The sequence below is a fragment of the Citreimonas sp. genome (assembly GCF_042096055.1).
Taxonomy (GTDB): domain Bacteria; phylum Pseudomonadota; class Alphaproteobacteria; order Rhodobacterales; family Rhodobacteraceae; genus Citreimonas.
Genome location: NZ_JBELMH010000010.1, coordinates 31,351 through 46,374, shown reverse-complemented (window position 1 = coordinate 46,374; position 15,024 = coordinate 31,351). Strand labels below are relative to the sequence as shown.

The 15,024-nt window shown below is 69.3% G+C and carries 16 protein-coding genes; 13 read left to right on the top strand and 3 right to left on the bottom strand.

Features of this window, described 5'->3' with window-relative positions; translation table 11 throughout:
- A partial coding sequence (locus ACFDTC_RS04410) for a peroxiredoxin (protein WP_375257660.1) occupies positions 1-454 on the bottom strand: 454 nt, incomplete at its 3' end.
- Between the two features lie 129 nt (positions 455-583).
- On the opposite strand from ACFDTC_RS04410, the gene ACFDTC_RS04405 reads away from it, so the two are divergent.
- The 4 genes from ACFDTC_RS04405 to ACFDTC_RS04390 all read left to right on the top strand — a co-directional run bounded on the left by ACFDTC_RS04405 (position 584) and on the right by ACFDTC_RS04390 (position 7,014).
- Positions 584-3,847 carry an AsmA-like C-terminal region-containing protein gene (locus ACFDTC_RS04405; protein ID WP_375257659.1) on the top strand — a complete coding sequence of 1,088 codons (3,264 nt, stop codon included), beginning with the start codon at positions 584-586 and terminating at the stop codon, positions 3,845-3,847.
- Positions 3,848-3,873: 26 nt separating this feature from the next.
- The gene (gene queA, locus ACFDTC_RS04400) at positions 3,874-4,932 is read left to right on the top strand and encodes a tRNA preQ1(34) S-adenosylmethionine ribosyltransferase-isomerase QueA (RefSeq protein ID WP_375257658.1); all 1,059 of its coding nucleotides are present in this window, start codon (positions 3,874-3,876) and stop codon (positions 4,930-4,932) included.
- A gap of 118 nt (positions 4,933-5,050) precedes the next feature.
- Entirely contained in the window at positions 5,051-6,385 is a 1,335-nt protein-coding gene (locus tag ACFDTC_RS04395) for an MFS transporter (RefSeq protein WP_375257657.1), read from the top strand.
- Positions 6,386-6,429: 44 nt separating this feature from the next.
- Positions 6,430-7,014, top strand: a complete 585-nt coding sequence (locus ACFDTC_RS04390) for a DUF924 family protein (RefSeq protein WP_375257656.1) — start codon at positions 6,430-6,432, stop codon at positions 7,012-7,014.
- Positions 7,015-7,035: 21 nt separating this feature from the next.
- Here the strand turns inward: ACFDTC_RS04390 and ACFDTC_RS04385 are convergent, their stop codons facing one another.
- Positions 7,036-7,320: a hypothetical protein gene (locus ACFDTC_RS04385; protein ID WP_375257655.1), complete on the bottom strand. Its 285-nt coding sequence runs from the start codon at positions 7,318-7,320 to the stop codon at positions 7,036-7,038.
- Positions 7,321-7,324: 4 nt separating this feature from the next.
- Positions 7,325-7,978, bottom strand: a complete 654-nt coding sequence (locus tag ACFDTC_RS04380) for an alpha/beta hydrolase (protein WP_375257654.1) — start codon at positions 7,976-7,978, stop codon at positions 7,325-7,327.
- A 296-nt stretch (positions 7,979-8,274) separates the two neighbouring features.
- Here ACFDTC_RS04380 and ACFDTC_RS04375 point away from each other — a divergent pair, with 296 nt between their 5' ends.
- The 9 genes from ACFDTC_RS04375 to ACFDTC_RS04335 all read left to right on the top strand — a co-directional run.
- Positions 8,275-8,742 carry an Rrf2 family transcriptional regulator gene (locus ACFDTC_RS04375; protein WP_375257653.1) on the top strand — a complete coding sequence of 156 codons (468 nt, stop codon included), beginning with the start codon at positions 8,275-8,277 and terminating at the stop codon, positions 8,740-8,742.
- 6 nt (positions 8,743-8,748) lie between these two features.
- Positions 8,749-9,792 carry a cysteine desulfurase family protein gene (locus ACFDTC_RS04370; protein ID WP_375257652.1) on the top strand — a complete coding sequence of 348 codons (1,044 nt, stop codon included), beginning with the start codon at positions 8,749-8,751 and terminating at the stop codon, positions 9,790-9,792.
- 16 nt (positions 9,793-9,808) lie between these two features.
- The gene (gene sufB / locus ACFDTC_RS04365; RefSeq protein WP_375257651.1) at positions 9,809-11,350 is read left to right on the top strand and encodes a Fe-S cluster assembly protein SufB; all 1,542 of its coding nucleotides are present in this window, start codon (positions 9,809-9,811) and stop codon (positions 11,348-11,350) included.
- Positions 11,351-11,396: 46 nt separating this feature from the next.
- A complete protein-coding gene (locus ACFDTC_RS04360) occupies positions 11,397-11,597 on the top strand; it encodes a hypothetical protein (protein WP_375257650.1) in 201 nt (66 codons plus the stop codon).
- Between the two features lie 17 nt (positions 11,598-11,614).
- Positions 11,615-11,929 carry a heavy metal-binding domain-containing protein gene (locus tag ACFDTC_RS04355; RefSeq protein WP_375257649.1) on the top strand — a complete coding sequence of 105 codons (315 nt, stop codon included), beginning with the start codon at positions 11,615-11,617 and terminating at the stop codon, positions 11,927-11,929.
- Positions 11,926-12,528, top strand: a complete 603-nt coding sequence (locus ACFDTC_RS04350) for a hypothetical protein (protein ID WP_375257648.1) — start codon at positions 11,926-11,928, stop codon at positions 12,526-12,528. Before ACFDTC_RS04355 ends, ACFDTC_RS04350 begins: the two co-directional genes overlap by 4 nt.
- Positions 12,529-12,581: 53 nt before the next feature.
- Positions 12,582-13,337 carry a Fe-S cluster assembly ATPase SufC gene (gene sufC / locus ACFDTC_RS04345; protein WP_375257647.1) on the top strand — a complete coding sequence of 252 codons (756 nt, stop codon included), beginning with the start codon at positions 12,582-12,584 and terminating at the stop codon, positions 13,335-13,337.
- The gene (locus ACFDTC_RS04340) at positions 13,337-14,617 is read left to right on the top strand and encodes a SufD family Fe-S cluster assembly protein (protein WP_375257646.1); all 1,281 of its coding nucleotides are present in this window, start codon (positions 13,337-13,339) and stop codon (positions 14,615-14,617) included. Before sufC ends, ACFDTC_RS04340 begins: the two co-directional genes overlap by 1 nt.
- 6 nt (positions 14,618-14,623) lie before the next feature.
- Positions 14,624-15,024: YIP1 family protein (locus ACFDTC_RS04335; RefSeq protein ID WP_375257645.1), on the top strand; the 401-nt coding region annotated here is incomplete at its 3' end.

Genomic DNA, 15,024 nt, shown 5'->3' with positions numbered 1-15,024 from the left:
CGAGCACCTCTTCGGCGTGGCCCGGCACCTTCACCTTGCGCCATTCCCGCGCGATCCGTCCCTCGGTGTCGATCAGGAAGGTCGATCGCTCGATGCCCAGATAGGTCTTGCCGTACATCGACTTCTCCTTCCACACCCCGAACTTCTCGCAGACGTCCGAGGCCTCGTCCGAGAGCAGCGGCACCGTCAGGTCCTTCTTGGCCATGAACTTCGCATGGCTCGCCAGGCTGTCCTTCGAAATGCCGTAGACCACCGCGCCCGCCGCGGCGAAATCGTCGCGCATGGCCGAGAACGCCTCGTTCTCCTTGGTGCAGCCCGACGTGTCGTCGCGCGGGTAGAAGAACAGCACCACCGCCTTGCCCCGCAGATCCGACAGCGTGACGCTGATGTCCTCGCCCCCGTCGGCGGGTCCGGCTTTGCCGGGCAGCGTGAAATCGGGTGCCATGTCGCTCATTCCTGTCTCCTGTTCGATGAAGGCCCGCGCCGCCATCGGCAAGGGCCCGCGCAGCGCGCGCGCCGGGGCGCTGGTGCCCCCCGCGCGCAGCGCATAGGATAACGCGATGGGGCGCGACTTCCACACGGCATGAACGCGGAACGGACACCACGGGCACGGCGCGCGCGCCGCGCCGGGGTCGCCGCGCTGGCCGGGCTCGGCCTGCTGGTGCTGGCGACCGCGCTGGTCATGGTCGTCCTGACCCGCGGCGTGTCTGCGCCCGACTGGGTCCGCGACCGGATCGAGAGCCGGTTGAACGACGCGCTGCCCGGCCTCGACGCGACCTTCGACCAGATGCGCCTGCAGGTCGGGTTCCCGGGTCGCACGCGCGTCGGCCTGCGCGGCGTGCGCCTGGTGACCGAAGGCGGCGTGACGGTGGCCGATCTGTCCGAGGTCGGCCTTGGCCTGGCGCCCGCGGCGCTGGTGCGCGGGCAGGTGGCGCTGGACGATGTCGAGGTGAACGGCGCCTTCGTCACGCTGGTGCGCCAGCCCGACGGTCGGCTGGGCCTCGCGCTGGGCTCGGCCTTCGGCGGCGGGCCGATCCCGTCGCTTACGGATATCATCGGCGCGGTCGACCGGGCGCTGGCCGGCCCGCACCTGGCCCGCCTCGACCGGATCGAGGCCGAGGGCCTGACGGTGCGCTACGAAGACCGCCGCGTGGGCCGCGGTTGGACGCTGGACGGCGGGCGGCTGCGGATCGCGCGCGCGAACGGCCGGCTCGACCTCTTCGCCGACCTCGCGCTGCTGGGCGGAGGCGACGGGGTCTCGACGGTGGAACTGACCGCCGAAAGCGCGATCGGCAGCGACACGCTGAACTTCGGCGTCCTGCTCGAGAACCTGCCGGCGCGCGACATCGCCACGCAATCGCCCGCGCTGGCCTGGCTCGAGGCGCTGGACGCGCCGATCTCGGGCGCGCTACGCTCGGGCGTGCAGGGCGACGGCACCCTGCGGCGGATGGATGCCACGCTGCAGATCGGTGCCGGCGCATTGGCCCCGAACCCGGCCACGCGGCCGATCCCATTCGATGGCGCGCGCACCTATTTCAGCTACCTGCCGGCCGAGCGCCTGCTGCGCTTCGACGAGATCGCGGTGCAATCGCCGCTGGGCGAGGTGCTGGCCGAGGGGCAGGCGCAGCTGGACGCGACCGAGGGCGGACTGCCCGGCGGGCTCTGGGCGCAGATGCGGCTGTCGCGGATCGCCAGCGCGGGCGGGGCGCTGCTGGACCGGTCGGTGACGATCGACGGCGCGCAGGCGGCGTTCCAGCTGTCGCTCGACCCGTTCCGGGTCACGCTGGGCAGCCTGCGCGTGACCGACCCGGCCTTTCCGCTGCGCGCCTCCGGCACGCTGGTCGCCCGCCCCGAGGGCTGGGACCTCGCGCTCGACGCGCAGGTGGTGCGCACCGGGGCGGCGCAGGTGATGTCGCTGTGGCCCCGCGGGCTCGAGCCTCGCGCGCGGTCCTGGGTCGCCGAGCATGTCCGCTCGGCCCGGCTGCGCGACGCGAATTTCGCGATCCGTGCGGCGCCCGGCGGCGGCCCGCGGACCTTTTTCGACATGCGCTTCGCCGACGCCGACGTGGCCTACAACCGCGCGCTGCCGCCGGTCACCGCGGCGGCGGGGCGCCTTACGATCGACGGCCCGCGCCTTGCATTGAGGTTGGACGAGGGCACTATCGACGCCGGCGGCGGGCCGATCGACGTGGCGGGCTCGCGCTTCGTGATCCCCGATCTGGGTGAACGCGGCGGCCCGGCGATCGTCGAACTGGCCGCGGCCGGCAGCGCCGAGGCGGCGCTGTCCTACCTCGACAATCCCGAGTGGCGGATTCTCGAGAAGGCTGGCCGGACGCCCCAGATGGCGCGGGGATCGGCCGAGGTTGCGGGAACGATCACGATCCCGATGCGGCGCGGCGTCAGGCGCGCCGACGTGAACCTGGAGCTGGCCGGAACGCTGCGCGACGTCGAAAGCGACTCGTTGATCGAGGGGCGGACGCTGGCGGCGCAGGCGCTGTCGATCGCGGTGGACGACACGGCGATCGCGGTCGAGGGGCCGGTGACGCTGAGCGGCGTCGCGGCCGACGCGCGCTGGCGCCTGCCGATGGACGACAGCGGGGCCGAGATCACCGCCGACGTCAGCCTGTCGCCCGCGGCCCTGGACGCTTTCGGCATCGCGCTGCCGCCCGGGCTGCTGAGCGGAGCGGGAGAGGGCAGCCTGACGGTCGCGCTGCGCGAAAACGCGCCGCCGGCCTTCACGCTGGACACCGACCTGGCCGGGCTGGCGCTGGACCTTCCGCAATTGGGCTGGTCGCTGTCGCCGGGGGCCACGGGGCGCTTCACGATCTCGGGCACGGCCGGGACGAGCCCGCAGATCGACTCGCTGTCGCTCCGCGGGCCGGGCCTGACCGCCGAGGGCACGCTGACCCTGGCGCAGGGCGGCGGGCTGGAGACGCTGTCGCTGTCGCGGCTGGCCGTCGGCGGCTGGCTGGACGCGGCCGCGAGCGTGGTGATGCGCGGCGGCGCGATGGACGTGACACTGCGCGGCGGCATGCTGGACCTTCGCCGGGCGCCCTTCGGCCAGGGCGCGGGCGGCGGCGGAGGGGCCGGCGGGGCACCGGGGCGCTTCGACGTCGCGCTGGATACGGTGCGCGTGACGGATACGATCACGCTCGACGGCTTCACCGGCCGGGCCGAGGGCGTCGCCGGCGGAGGCCTGCGCGGCGGCTTCACCGCGCGCGTCGGTGGCGAAGAGCCCGTGCAGGGCGAGTTGCTGCCCCAGAACGGCGGCGTCGCGCTGCGCCTGGCGGGCGAGGACGCGGGCGACATCCTCGACGCCGCGGGCCTGCTGTCGAACGTGCAGGACGGCACCTTCCGCTTGGACCTTGCCCCGGTCGCGGGCGCGCAGGGGCAGTATGACGGGCTGCTGACGATCCAGGGCGCGCGGCTGCAGGACACGCCGGCCGCCGCGGCGCTTCTGGATGCGGTCAGCGTCGTGGGGCTGATCGACCAGCTGAACGGGCCGGGCATCTTCTTTTCCGAGGTCGAGGCGCGGTTCCGCCTGACGCCCGACCGGGTGATCCTGTCGCGCGGCAGCGCGGTCGGGCCGTCGATGGGCATCTCGATGGACGGGTACTACGGGCTGGCCGACGGCCGGATGGACCTGCAGGGCGTGCTGTCGCCGGTCTACGTCCTCAACGCCATCGGCCGCCTGATCGCGCGCAAGGGCGAGGGGCTGATCGGCTTCAACTTCAACCTGCGCGGCACCCGCGACGCGCCGCAGGTCTCGGTCAACCCGCTTTCGGTCTTCACCCCCGGCATGTTCCGTGACATTTTCCGCCGGCCTCCGCCGACCCTGACGCGCTGACGGCGCACCGCCTGCGAAAGACCTGCATGAGACTGTCCGACTTCGACTTCGACCTGCCCGACGACCTGATCGCGACGCGCCCGGCCAGCCCGCGATCGTCCGCGCGGATGCTGATCGCCCAGGGCGACGCGATCACCGACGCGGTGGTGCGCGACCTGCCGGACTGGCTGCGTCCGGGCGACCGGCTGGTGCTGAACGACACCCGCGTGATCCCGGCACGCCTCAGCGGCACGCGCACCCGCCCCGGCGCCGACGGAGAGGGCACGGCAAGGATCGAGGTCACGCTGCTGGAACCCGCCGCCGACGGCACCTGGGCGGCGCTGGTCAAGCCCCTGCGCAAGCTGCGCGAGGGCGAGACGGTGGTGTTCTCGGACGCGCTGAGCGCGACCTGCGAGGCCAAGGAGGACGGCCAGGCGCGACTGCGTTTCAACCTCGGCGGAGACGACTTCGACGCCGCTTTGAACGCGGCCGGCGCCATGCCACTGCCCCCCTATATCGAGGCGAAGCGCAAGGCCGACGCGCGCGACCGCGAGGATTACCAGACCGTCTGGGCGCGCCACAAGGGCGCGGTGGCCGCGCCCACGGCCTCACTGCATTTCGACGAACCGCTGCTGGCGGCGCTGCGCGCGCGGGGCGTCGAGTTCACGCACGTCACGCTGCACGTGGGCGCGGGCACCTTCCTGCCGGTCAAGGTCGACGACGTGACCACGCACAAGATGCACGGCGAATGGGGCGAGATCACCGAGCAGGCCGCCGCCGAGATTGCCGCGACCAAGGCCGCCGGCGGCCGGGTCATCCCCGTCGGTACCACGGCGCTGCGGCTGATCGAGACCGCCGCGCGCGGCGGCGCCATCGCGCCGTTCCGGGGCGTGACCGACATCTTCATCTATCCCGGCTTCACCTTTCAGGTGACCGACGCACTGATGACCAACTTCCACCTGCCGCGCTCGACCCTGATGATGCTGGTCTCGGCCCTCATGGGACGGGAGCGGATGATGCGTGTCTACGAGCACGCGGTGCAGGATCGCTATCGCTTCTTCTCGTACGGAGACGCGTCGCTGCTGATCCCCGATCGAGGCGCCTGAGGACGCTTTCCCGCCGACGCGACGGAATTGTACCGGGACCGACCCGACGATGTCGTTTCCGAACCAGACCATGCGCCAGTCGCGGGTCTAGGCCGAGGCCCTACGGATCGGAGCGGCCATGGTCGATGTGCTGAAGAATTCATGGGCGCTGCTGCTTGGCGTTTTCCTGCTGCTGCTCGGCAACGGGCTGCAGGGCTCGTTGCTGGGCGTGCGCGGGCCCGACGCGGGATTCTCGCCGCTGGCGATGTCGGTCATCATGTCTGGCTATTTCGCGGGCTTCCTGATCGCGTCGCGCACCGTGCCGGTGCTGATCCGGCGCGTCGGGCACGTGCGGGTGTTCGCGTTCCTCGGCTCGCTCACCTCGGCGGTGCTGCTGGTGTTCCCGGCCGTGACAGACCCGATCGTCTGGGCCGTCAGCCGCGTCGTGCTGGGATTCTGCTTCTGCGGCGTCTACGTGACGGCGGAAAGCTGGCTTAACAACGCCGCCACGAACGAGACGCGGGGCCAGACGCTGTCGGCCTACATGATCGTGCAGACCGTGGGCATCATCACGGCGCAGGGCCTGCTGGTCGTGCCTGACCCGACCGGATTCCTGCTGTTCGTGATCCCGTCGATGCTGGTCTCGCTCAGCTTCGCGCCGATCCTTCTGTCGATCCAGCCCACGCCGGCGTTCGAGACGTCGAAGCCGATGACGCTGGTGCAGGTCTACCGCGCCTCGCCGTTGGGCTGCGTGGGCATCTTCCTGCTGGGCGGCGTCTTCGCCGCGCAGTTCGGCATGGCGGCGGTCTACGGCAAGGCGGTCGGGCTGAGCCTGCCGCAGATCTCGGCCTTCATAGCGTCGTTCTACGTCGGTGCGCTGGTGCTGCAGTACCCTTTCGGCTGGCTGTCGGACCGGATGGACCGCCGGGCGCTGATCCTGGGGATCGCGGTGATGGGCGCCACGGCGGCGACGGTAGGCGTGCTGTTCGGCCAGGTCTACGACGTGCTGCTGGGCGTGGCGTTCGTGATCGGTGGCGCGTCGAACCCGCTCTATTCGCTGCTGATCGCCTATACCAACGACTTCCTCGAGGCCGAGGACATGGCATCCGCCTCGGCGGGGCTGTACTTCATCAACGGCGTGGGCGCCGTCGCCGGGCCGCTGGTGATCGGATGGTCGATGCAGTCGGTCGGCCCCGAAGGCTTCTTCATGCTGATCGCGACGCTGCTGTGCGCGCTCTCGGGCTACGCCGCGTGGCGGATGACACGCCGTGCGGCGCCGGACGAGACGGCCGCCTATGCCCCGCTCAGCCCCGCCCTGACGGCCTACACGCTGGAGACGGCGCAGGAATACGCGCAGGACGCCGCGAACGACGCCGGCACGGACGAAGCGCCCACCGAAGAGGCGCAACCGGTCGCGGAACCGTCATCTGCTGACACAGTTCGTGATTGGCCGCGTGCGGCGGGGCAGTTCTAGGCTACCGTAAGGGCAAGGGACCGTTCGTCGAAGGGAGCGACACGATGACGACACCGCAGGACATACTCGCATTCTGGATCGACGAAGTCGGCCCCGAGGGCTGGTACAAGCAGGACGACGCGCTGGACGCGACGATCCGCGACCGCTTCGGCGACGCGTACGAGGCCGCCATGGAAGGTCGCTTCGGGCTGTGGCTGACCTATCCCAACGGCGCGTTGGCCTACGTCATCCTCCTCGACCAGTTTCCGCGCAACATGTTCCGCGGCAGTGCCGACGCGTTCCAGTCCGACCGGATCAGTTTGGCGGCCGCCAAGCAGGCGATCCACCGCGGCTGGGACCTGCGCATCGACGAGCCGGCGCGCCAATTCTTCTACCTGCCGCTGATGCACGCCGAGAACCTGTGCGACCAGGACCGCTGCGTCCGGCTGATGAAAGAGCGCCTGCCGGGTGGCGAGGACAACCTGCTGCACGCCCGCGCGCACCGCGAGATCATCCGCCGCTTCGGCCGCTTTCCCTACCGCAACGAGGCGCTGGGCAGGACCAGTTCGCCGGCCGAGATCGCCTTCATGGAGAACGGCGGCTACGGCGTCGTCCTGCGCGACCTGCAGCAAAAGGCCGAGGCCGCCTGAGCGACCTGCACTGACGGGCGTCTAGAGATCCGCGTCCGATCCCGAAGCGCGCGCGGTCGGTGCCGCCGCGCCCTGCACCCGTGCGTCGAGCGCGGCCTTGACGTGATCCTCAAGGAAGGTCCGCGCCCGCCGCTCGGCCAGGCGGATGCGGATCGCGGTCATGAACGCCTCTTCCGAGGTCTGCGAGGAGGCGCCGAGCACCTTGGCCACCTCCTCGTAAAGCCTGTCATCGCCCAGCGTATCCATCGCCTTGATCGTGTCGGCGGCCAGCGCGTCGGCGAGTTCGGTCAGGACCTTGTCCGACATGCGATCAGCGCGACGTTTCGGTCAGGCGCCGTTTCACGTAGCCAGACACGGTGTCGATCATCGGCTGCATGTACGGCTCTTCGAAGAAGTGCCCCGAGCCTTCGATCTCTTCGTGGGTGACGGTGATGCCCTTCTGCTCGTGCAGCTTGGACACCAGCGTGCGGGTGTCCTGCGGCGGCGCCACACGGTCGGCCGAGCCGTTGATCACCAGCCCCGAGGACGGGCAGGGCGCGAGGAACGAAAAGTCGTACATGTTGGCCGGCGGCGAGACCGAAACGAAGCCCGTGATCTCGGGCCGGCGCATCAGAAGCTGCATGCCGATCCAGGCGCCGAAGCTGAAGCCCGCGACCCAGCAATGCTTCGAGTTCTGGTTCATCGACTGCAGGTAGTCGAGCGCCGAGGCCGCGTCGGACAGCTCGCCCACGCCCTGGTCGTATTCGCCTTGGCTGCGGCCAACGCCGCGGAAGTTGAAGCGCAGGACGGTGAAGCCCATCCGGTGGAAGGCGTAATGCAGGTTGTAGACGACCTTGTTGTTCATCGTTCCGCCGAACTGCGGATGCGGGTGCAGCACGATGGCGATGGGGGCGTCGCGGTCCTTCTGCGGGTGATAGCGGCCTTCGAGGCGGCCTTCGGGTCCTGGGAAAATGACCTCGGGCATGGGGCGTTCGGGGCTCCTTCTTGGGCGCCGGTCGTGGTTGACGGGACTACCGCTTCAGCTTAGAAAAGTTCTAAACGACTGGGCGCGCGCGCCGCACCCGGACAGGAGGCAAATAGGCAACTGGCCCCGCGGCGTCAATCGTCGCGCGCCGGGGTGTGGCCCCCGGACCGGGTGCCGTTGCGCGAGGGTTGCGCTGGACGCGCCGCGAAAAACCGGCCACATGCCGCGGCGGGTTTGAAGGCTCGGGGGACGGGCTGCAGGAACGGGCCGGACGACGGGCCGATGGAAGGTGACGCGTGAAGCTGAGCACGAAGGGACGCTACGCGATGGTCGCGCTGGTCGACATCGCGATCCAGCCGGGCGGCCGGCTTGTCACGCTGTCCGACATCGCGCAGCGGCAGGACCTGTCGCTGCCGTATCTCGAACAGCTGTTCGTGAAGCTGCGGCGTGCGGGCCTCGTCGAATCGGTGCGCGGGCCCGGCGGCGGCTATCGGCTGGGCAAACCCTCGACCGAGATCCGCGTTGTCGACGTGCTGTCCGCGGTCGACGAGACGGTGGACGCCATGCACAAGGGTGCCGGCGCCTCGGGCGGGTTGTCGGGATCGCGTGCGCAATCGCTGACCAACCGGCTGTGGCAGAGCCTGTCGGCGCAGGTCTACGTCTTCCTGCACCAGGCGCGCCTGTCGGACGTCGTCGAAAACACGCTGGCTCCCTGTCCGGCGGTGCCGGCGCTGTTCGCCGTGGTCGACGATGAGAAGGCCTGAACCGCGATGACCCGCACCTACCTGGACTGGAACGCCACCGCGCCGCTGCGCTCCGAGGCGCGCGCGGCGATGATCGAGGCGATGGATGTCGTCGGCAACGCGTCCAGCGTGCACGGCGAGGGGCGCGCTGCCAAGGCGCTGCTGGAACGCGCGCGGACGCAGGTGGCTACGGCCTTCGGCGCGGACGGCGCGGACATCGTCTTCACGTCGGGCGCGACCGAGGCGGCGGCGCTGGCATGCGCCGGGCAGGGGCTGGTCGGCGCGGATATCGAGCATGATGCGGTGGCGGCGTGGATCGACCCGGCGCTGGCGGTCGATGGCGCGGGGTACGTGACGGTGGACGATCCCGCGCGCAGCGTCCTGCAGGCCGCGAATTCCGAGACCGGCGTGGTGCAGGACCTGCCGCAGGGCCTGGGGGTCGTCGACGCGACGCAGGTCTTCGGCAAGCTGCCCTTCGCCTTCAACTGGACCGGCGCGCGTATGGCTCTGATCTCGGCGCACAAGCTGGGTGGGCCGAAAGGCGTCGGCGCGCTGGTGATGAAGCGCGGCACGGATCTGGCGGCGCAGATCAAGGGCGGCGGGCAGGAGATGGGCCGCCGCTCGGGCACCGAAAACCTGATCGGCATCGCCGGGTTCGGCGCCGCGGCCGAGGCGGCGGCGCGCGATCTGGACGCCGGTGTCTGGGACCGTGTCGCCGAGATTAGAAATATTCTAGAGAAAGCGGTTGAGGCGGGCGCCGAAACGACTATTTTTATCGGGAAAGACGCCGCCCGCCTGCCCAACACGGCTTGTTTCGCCACGCCCGGCTGGAAGGGCGAGACGCAGGTCATGCAGATGGACCTTGCGGGCTTTGCGGTCAGTGCAGGCAGCGCGTGCTCGTCCGGCAAGGTTCGCGAAAGCCGCGTGCTGCGGGCGATGGGATACGACGCGGATGTCGCGGGCTCGGCCATTCGGGTCAGCATCGGGCCCGCGACGACAGAAGACGACGTGCTGCGCTTTTCCGAGGCGTGGCTGAAGACATACGCACGGCACCGCGCGCGGGCCGCGTGATCAGGAGGGAACGCGCATGACTGCTTATGATGAGGTCACCGTCAAGGAAGGCGTCGATCAGGAAACCGTGGATGCGGTGAAGTCGGTCGGCACCTACAAGCACGGCTGGAACACCGACATCGAGATGGAGTATGCCCCGAAGGGGCTGACCGAGGACATCGTCCGCCTGATCTCGGACAAGAACGGCGAGCCCGAGTGGATGACCGAGTGGCGTCTGGGCGCCTATGCGCGCTGGCGCCAGATGAAAGAGCCGGACTGGGCGATGGTCGAGTATCCGACGATCGACTTCCAGGAGCAGTATTACTACGCCCGGCCGAAGTCGATGACCGAGAAGCCCAAGAGCCTCGACGAGGTCGATCCGAAGCTGCTGGAAACCTACGAGAAGCTGGGGATCCCGCTGAAGGAGCAGATGATCCTCGCGGGCGTCGAGGGTGCCGGTGACGCGGCTGCCGAGGCGCGCGTCGGTGGCGGCGAAGAGCGCCGCGTGGCCGTCGATGCCGTGTTCGACAGCGTCAGCGTCGGCACTACTTTCCAGAAGGAGTTGAAGCAGGCCGGCGTGATCTTCTGCTCGATCTCCGAGGCGATCCGCGAGCATCCCGAACTGGTCAAGAAGTACCTCGGCTCGGTCGTGCCGGTGCAGGACAACTTCTACGCGACGCTGAACAGCGCCGTGTTCTCGGACGGGTCCTTCGTCTACATCCCGCCGGGCGTGCGCTGCCCGATGGAGCTGTCGACGTATTTCCGCATCAACGCCGAAAACACCGGCCAGTTCGAGCGGACGCTGATCATCGCCGACAAGGGCAGCTACGTCAGCTACCTGGAGGGCTGCACCGCGCCGCAGCGAGACACCGCGCAGCTGCACGCCGCGGTGGTGGAGATCATCGCCGAGGAAGACGCCGAGGTGAAGTACTCGACCGTGCAGAACTGGTTCCCCGGCGACGAGAACGGCAAGGGCGGAATCTACAACTTCGTGACGAAGCGCGCCGATTGCCGCGGCGACCGGTCCAAGGTGATGTGGACCCAGGTCGAGACCGGCAGCGCCGTGACCTGGAAGTACCCGTCGTGCATCCTGCGTGGCGACGACAGCCAGGGCGAGTTCTACTCGATCGCGATCACCAACAACCACCAGCAGGCCGATACCGGCACGAAGATGGTGCACCTGGGCAAGAACACCCGCTCGCGGATCGTTTCCAAGGGTATCAGCGCGGGCGTGGCGCAGAACACCTATCGTGGCCTCGTCTCGATGCACCCGAAGGCCAAGAACAGCCGCAACTACACCCAGTGCGACAGCCTGCTGATCGGCGACAAGTGCGGGGCGCACACCGTTCCGTACATCGAGGTCCGGAACAACAGCAGCCGCGTCGAGCACGAGGCGACCACCTCGAAGGTGGACGACGACCAGATGTTCTATTGCCGCCAGCGCGGCATGGACGAGGAAGAGGCCGTCGCGCTGATCGTCAACGGCTTCGCCCGCGAGGTTCTGCAGGCGCTGCCGATGGAGTTCGCCATGGAAGCGCAGCAGCTGGTCGCCATCTCGCTGGAAGGCTCGGTGGGGTGACGCGTCTGGCGGCGGGCCGGTCCCGCCGCCGACCGGGAGGTGTGCGATGCTGGCCGAAGCCATCCATGCAAGCGCGGGCGTCGGCGTGGGCGTGTTCCTCGGCTCGTTGCTGGGGCTGACGATCCACAAGCGCGCCGGTCGGGGCGGAACCTTCATGCTGAAGGACTCGGTCCTGTTCACTGCGCTGGTGGCGGGCATGGTCGCCTGGGTCTGCTTCGCGGCGTTCCGCGTCATCCTCGGGTTCTGAATACAGGGAATGCAGCAATGATCCTGACGACCACCAATTCCGTCGAAGGGCACCGCGTCACCGACTACCGCGGCATCGTCGTGGGCGAGGCCATCATGGGCGCGAACGTGTTCCGCGATTTCTTCGCCCAGATCACCGATGTGGTGGGCGGCCGTTCCGGCGCCTACGAAAGCAAGCTGCAGGACGCGCGCGACACCGCCATGCGCGAGCTGGAACAGCGCGCCAAGGCGGTCGGCGCGAACGCGGTGATCGGCATCGACCTCGACTACGAGGTGGTGGGCGAATCGATGCTGATGGTGTCCGCCTCGGGCACGGCGGTGGTTTTGGAGTGACCGAGGCCGCAGCCATCGAACGGCCCGAGCTGACGTTGCCCGAGACCGAGGCGGACGCGCTGCGCGCGACCTATGCCGACGCGTCGGTGATCCTGGAATACGGATCGGGCGGGTCCACGGTGATGGCGGCGGAGATGCCGGGCAAGACCGTCTACGCGGTGGAGGCCGACAAGACCTGGGCCGAGGACATGCGCGCGTGGTTTGCCGCGAACCCGCCGGCCGAGCGCACCGAGGTCCGCGTCACGTGGGCCGACATCGGCCCAACCAAGGAATGGGGTCAGCCGCGGGACGACAGCGAATGGCGCCGCTGGCCGCGCTACCCGCTGGACATCTGGCGCGACGCGGCCTTTCGCCAGCCCGACGTGGTGCTGGTCGACGGCCGGTTCCGGGTCGGCTGCGCGCTGGCCACCGCCTTCCTGACGAAGGCGCCGCTGACGCTGCTGTTCGACGACTACGCCGACCGGCCGCGCTATGCCCGGGTCGAGGACTGGCTGGGCGCCCCCACGATGATCGGCCGCATGGCGAAGTTCCATGTGGCGCCGACGCCGATTTCGCCCGACCGCCTGTTGCAGGTGGTCCAATTCATGCATCGCCCCTGACGGGGCAGACGGAACAGGCGGCCGCGGCCGCAGACATAAGCGAGGAAGAGACGATGCTCGAGATCAAGAACCTGCACGTGAAGCTGGAAGAAGAGGACAAGCAGATCCTCAAGGGCGTGGACCTGACCGTCGAGGCGGGCAAGGTGCACGCGATCATGGGCCCCAACGGGTCGGGCAAGTCGACGCTGTCCTACGTGCTGTCGGGCCGCGACGGCTATGAAGTGACCGATGGCACCGCGACGCTCGACGGCGAGGACATCCTGGACATGGAGCCCGAGGAGCGCGCCGCCGCTGGCCTGTTCCTGGCGTTCCAGTACCCGGTCGAGATCCCCGGCGTGGGCAACATGACCTTCCTGCGGACGGCGGTGAACGCGCAGCGCAAGGCCCGCGGGCAAGAGGAGATGTCCTCGACCGAGTTCCTCAAGACCATCCGCGAGCGCGCGAAGGAGCTGAAGATCGACCAGGAGATGCTGAAGCGTCCCGTGAACGTCGGCTTCTCGGGCGGCGAGAAGAAGCGCAACGAGATCCTGCAGATGGCGATGCTCGAGCCGCGCATGTGCATCCTGGACGAGACCGACTCCGGTCTCGACGTTGACGCGATGAAGCTGGTGGCCGACGGCGTGAACGCGCTGCGCGACGAGGGTCGCGGCTTTCTGGTGATCACGCACTACCAGCGGCTTCTCGACCACATCAAGCCGGACGTCGTGCACATCATGAGCAACGGCCGCATCATCAAGACCGGCGGGCCCGAGCTGGCGCTGGAAGTCGAGAACCAGGGCTACGAGCACCTGAAAGCGGAGGAAGCCTGATGGCGCTGCCCGAGCAGAAACAGACGCTGACCGACACGCGCCTGTCGGGGCTGTCCACCCCCGAGGGCGGCTGGGCTGAGCCCGCGCGGCGTGACGCGCTGTCGCGCCTGCGTGCGATGGGCCTGCCCACGCGCCGCGACGAGTACTGGAAATACACCCGCCCCGACACGCTGACCGCGGCCGAGCCGCCCAAGGCCGCCGTGTTCGACGACAGCGACGAAATCCCGCTGTTCGCCAACCGCGACCGCCTGAAGATCGTCTTCACCGATGGGGCCTTTGATGCCGACGCGTCGGACGACCTGAGCCTTGAGGGCGTGCGCATCGACCGGCTGGCCGACGCGCCCGACATCCACTGGGCGAAGGAGCTTTACGGCACGCTCGAGGCGCGTGGGCAGACGCCCGTCCAGCGCCCGCTGGCGGCGTTCAACACCGCCTTCGCGACCGATGGCCTGCTGATCCACGTAACCGGCAAGGCGTCGCGCCCGATCCACCTGATCTACCGCCATGCGTCCGAGACTTCGGACGCGGTGCTGCACCACGTCGTCAAGGTCGACGCGGGCGCCGAGGCGACGATCTTGGAAACGGGTCCGGCCGCCGCGCGCTTCAACCAGTGCATCGAGGTCGACGTCACCGATACCGGCGCGCTGCACCACGTCCGCGCCCAGGGTCGCGACCACGAGCGTCGCGCGGCGACGCACATCTTCGCGCGGCTGGGGACGGAATCGACGTTCAAGACCTTCACGCTGACGGTGAACGGGCAGCTGACGCGCAACGAATGCGTGATAGAACTGACCGGCGACGATGCGGTAGCCCACGTGGCGGGTGCCTGCATGGGCGACGGTGATTTCCACCACGACGACACGGTCTTCATCACCCACGACGCAGTGAACTGCGAAAGCCGGCAGGTCTTCAAGAAGGTGCTTCGCAACGGCGCCGTGGGCGTCTTCCAGGGCAAGATCCTGGTGAAGCCGGGCGCGCAGAAGACCGACGGCTACCAGATCAGCCAGTCGCTGCTGCTGGACGACGACAGCCAGTTCCTCGCCAAGCCCGAGCTCGAGATATACGCCGACGACGTGGCGTGCTCGCACGGCTCGACCTCGGGCGCCATCGACGAGGACAGCCTGTTCTACCTGCGCGCCCGCGGCGTTCCGCGCGGCGAGGCCGAGGACCTGATGACCATCGCCTTCATCGCCGAGGCCGTGCTCGAGATCGAGGACGAGGAGCTGCAGGCCGACATCAACGACCGCGTGGCCGCCTGGCTGTCGCGGCGGCGTCGCTGAGGCCTCATGCCGGTCACGACCGACATCGCGGCGAGCTATCGCCGCCCTCGCACGGTCGTGCGTGACCAGCTGGCGCGCGGGGCCTCCGAGCCGCGCGCGCTGGCGATCCTGATGGGCGCCTGCGTGGTGCTGTTCATCGCGCAATGGCCGGGCCTCGCCCGGCAGGCGCACCTGCAGCAGGTAGACCTGCAGCCGATGATGATGGGCACGCTGTTCGCCATGATCGCGGTGCTGCCGCTGCTGCTCTACGCGTTGGCGGCGCTGACGCAGCTGGGGGCGCGGATCGTCCGCCGGCCCGTCGGCGGCTACGGCGCACGGTTCGCGCTGTTCTGGGCGCTTCTGGCGGCCTCGCCCGTCTTCCTGCTGGCCGGGCTGGTCGAGGGCTTCATCGGCCCCGGCCCCTCGCT

What these genes read in the sequence shown, in the direction of transcription:
- ACFDTC_RS04395 (WP_375257657.1), top strand. Translation starts at nt 5,051, where the DNA reads ATGGTCGATGTGCTGAAGAATTCATGGGCGCTGCTGCTTGGCGTTTTC.
- ACFDTC_RS04385 (WP_375257655.1), bottom strand. Translation starts at nt 7,320, where the DNA reads ATGTCGGACAAGGTCCTGACCGAACTCGCCGACGCGCTGGCCGCCGAC.
- ACFDTC_RS04370 (WP_375257652.1), top strand. Translation starts at nt 8,749, where the DNA reads ATGACCCGCACCTACCTGGACTGGAACGCCACCGCGCCGCTGCGCTCC.
- queA (WP_375257658.1), top strand. Translation starts at nt 3,874, where the DNA reads ATGAGACTGTCCGACTTCGACTTCGACCTGCCCGACGACCTGATCGCG.
- sufC (WP_375257647.1), top strand. Translation starts at nt 12,582, where the DNA reads ATGCTCGAGATCAAGAACCTGCACGTGAAGCTGGAAGAAGAGGACAAG.
- sufB (WP_375257651.1), top strand. Translation starts at nt 9,809, where the DNA reads ATGACTGCTTATGATGAGGTCACCGTCAAGGAAGGCGTCGATCAGGAA.
- ACFDTC_RS04355 (WP_375257649.1), top strand. Translation starts at nt 11,615, where the DNA reads ATGATCCTGACGACCACCAATTCCGTCGAAGGGCACCGCGTCACCGAC.
- ACFDTC_RS04360 (WP_375257650.1), top strand. Translation starts at nt 11,397, where the DNA reads ATGCTGGCCGAAGCCATCCATGCAAGCGCGGGCGTCGGCGTGGGCGTG.
- ACFDTC_RS04405 (WP_375257659.1), top strand. Translation starts at nt 584, where the DNA reads ATGAACGCGGAACGGACACCACGGGCACGGCGCGCGCGCCGCGCCGGG.
- ACFDTC_RS04390 (WP_375257656.1), top strand. Translation starts at nt 6,430, where the DNA reads ATGACGACACCGCAGGACATACTCGCATTCTGGATCGACGAAGTCGGC.
- ACFDTC_RS04380 (WP_375257654.1), bottom strand. Translation starts at nt 7,978, where the DNA reads ATGCCCGAGGTCATTTTCCCAGGACCCGAAGGCCGCCTCGAAGGCCGC.
- ACFDTC_RS04340 (WP_375257646.1), top strand. Translation starts at nt 13,337, where the DNA reads ATGGCGCTGCCCGAGCAGAAACAGACGCTGACCGACACGCGCCTGTCG.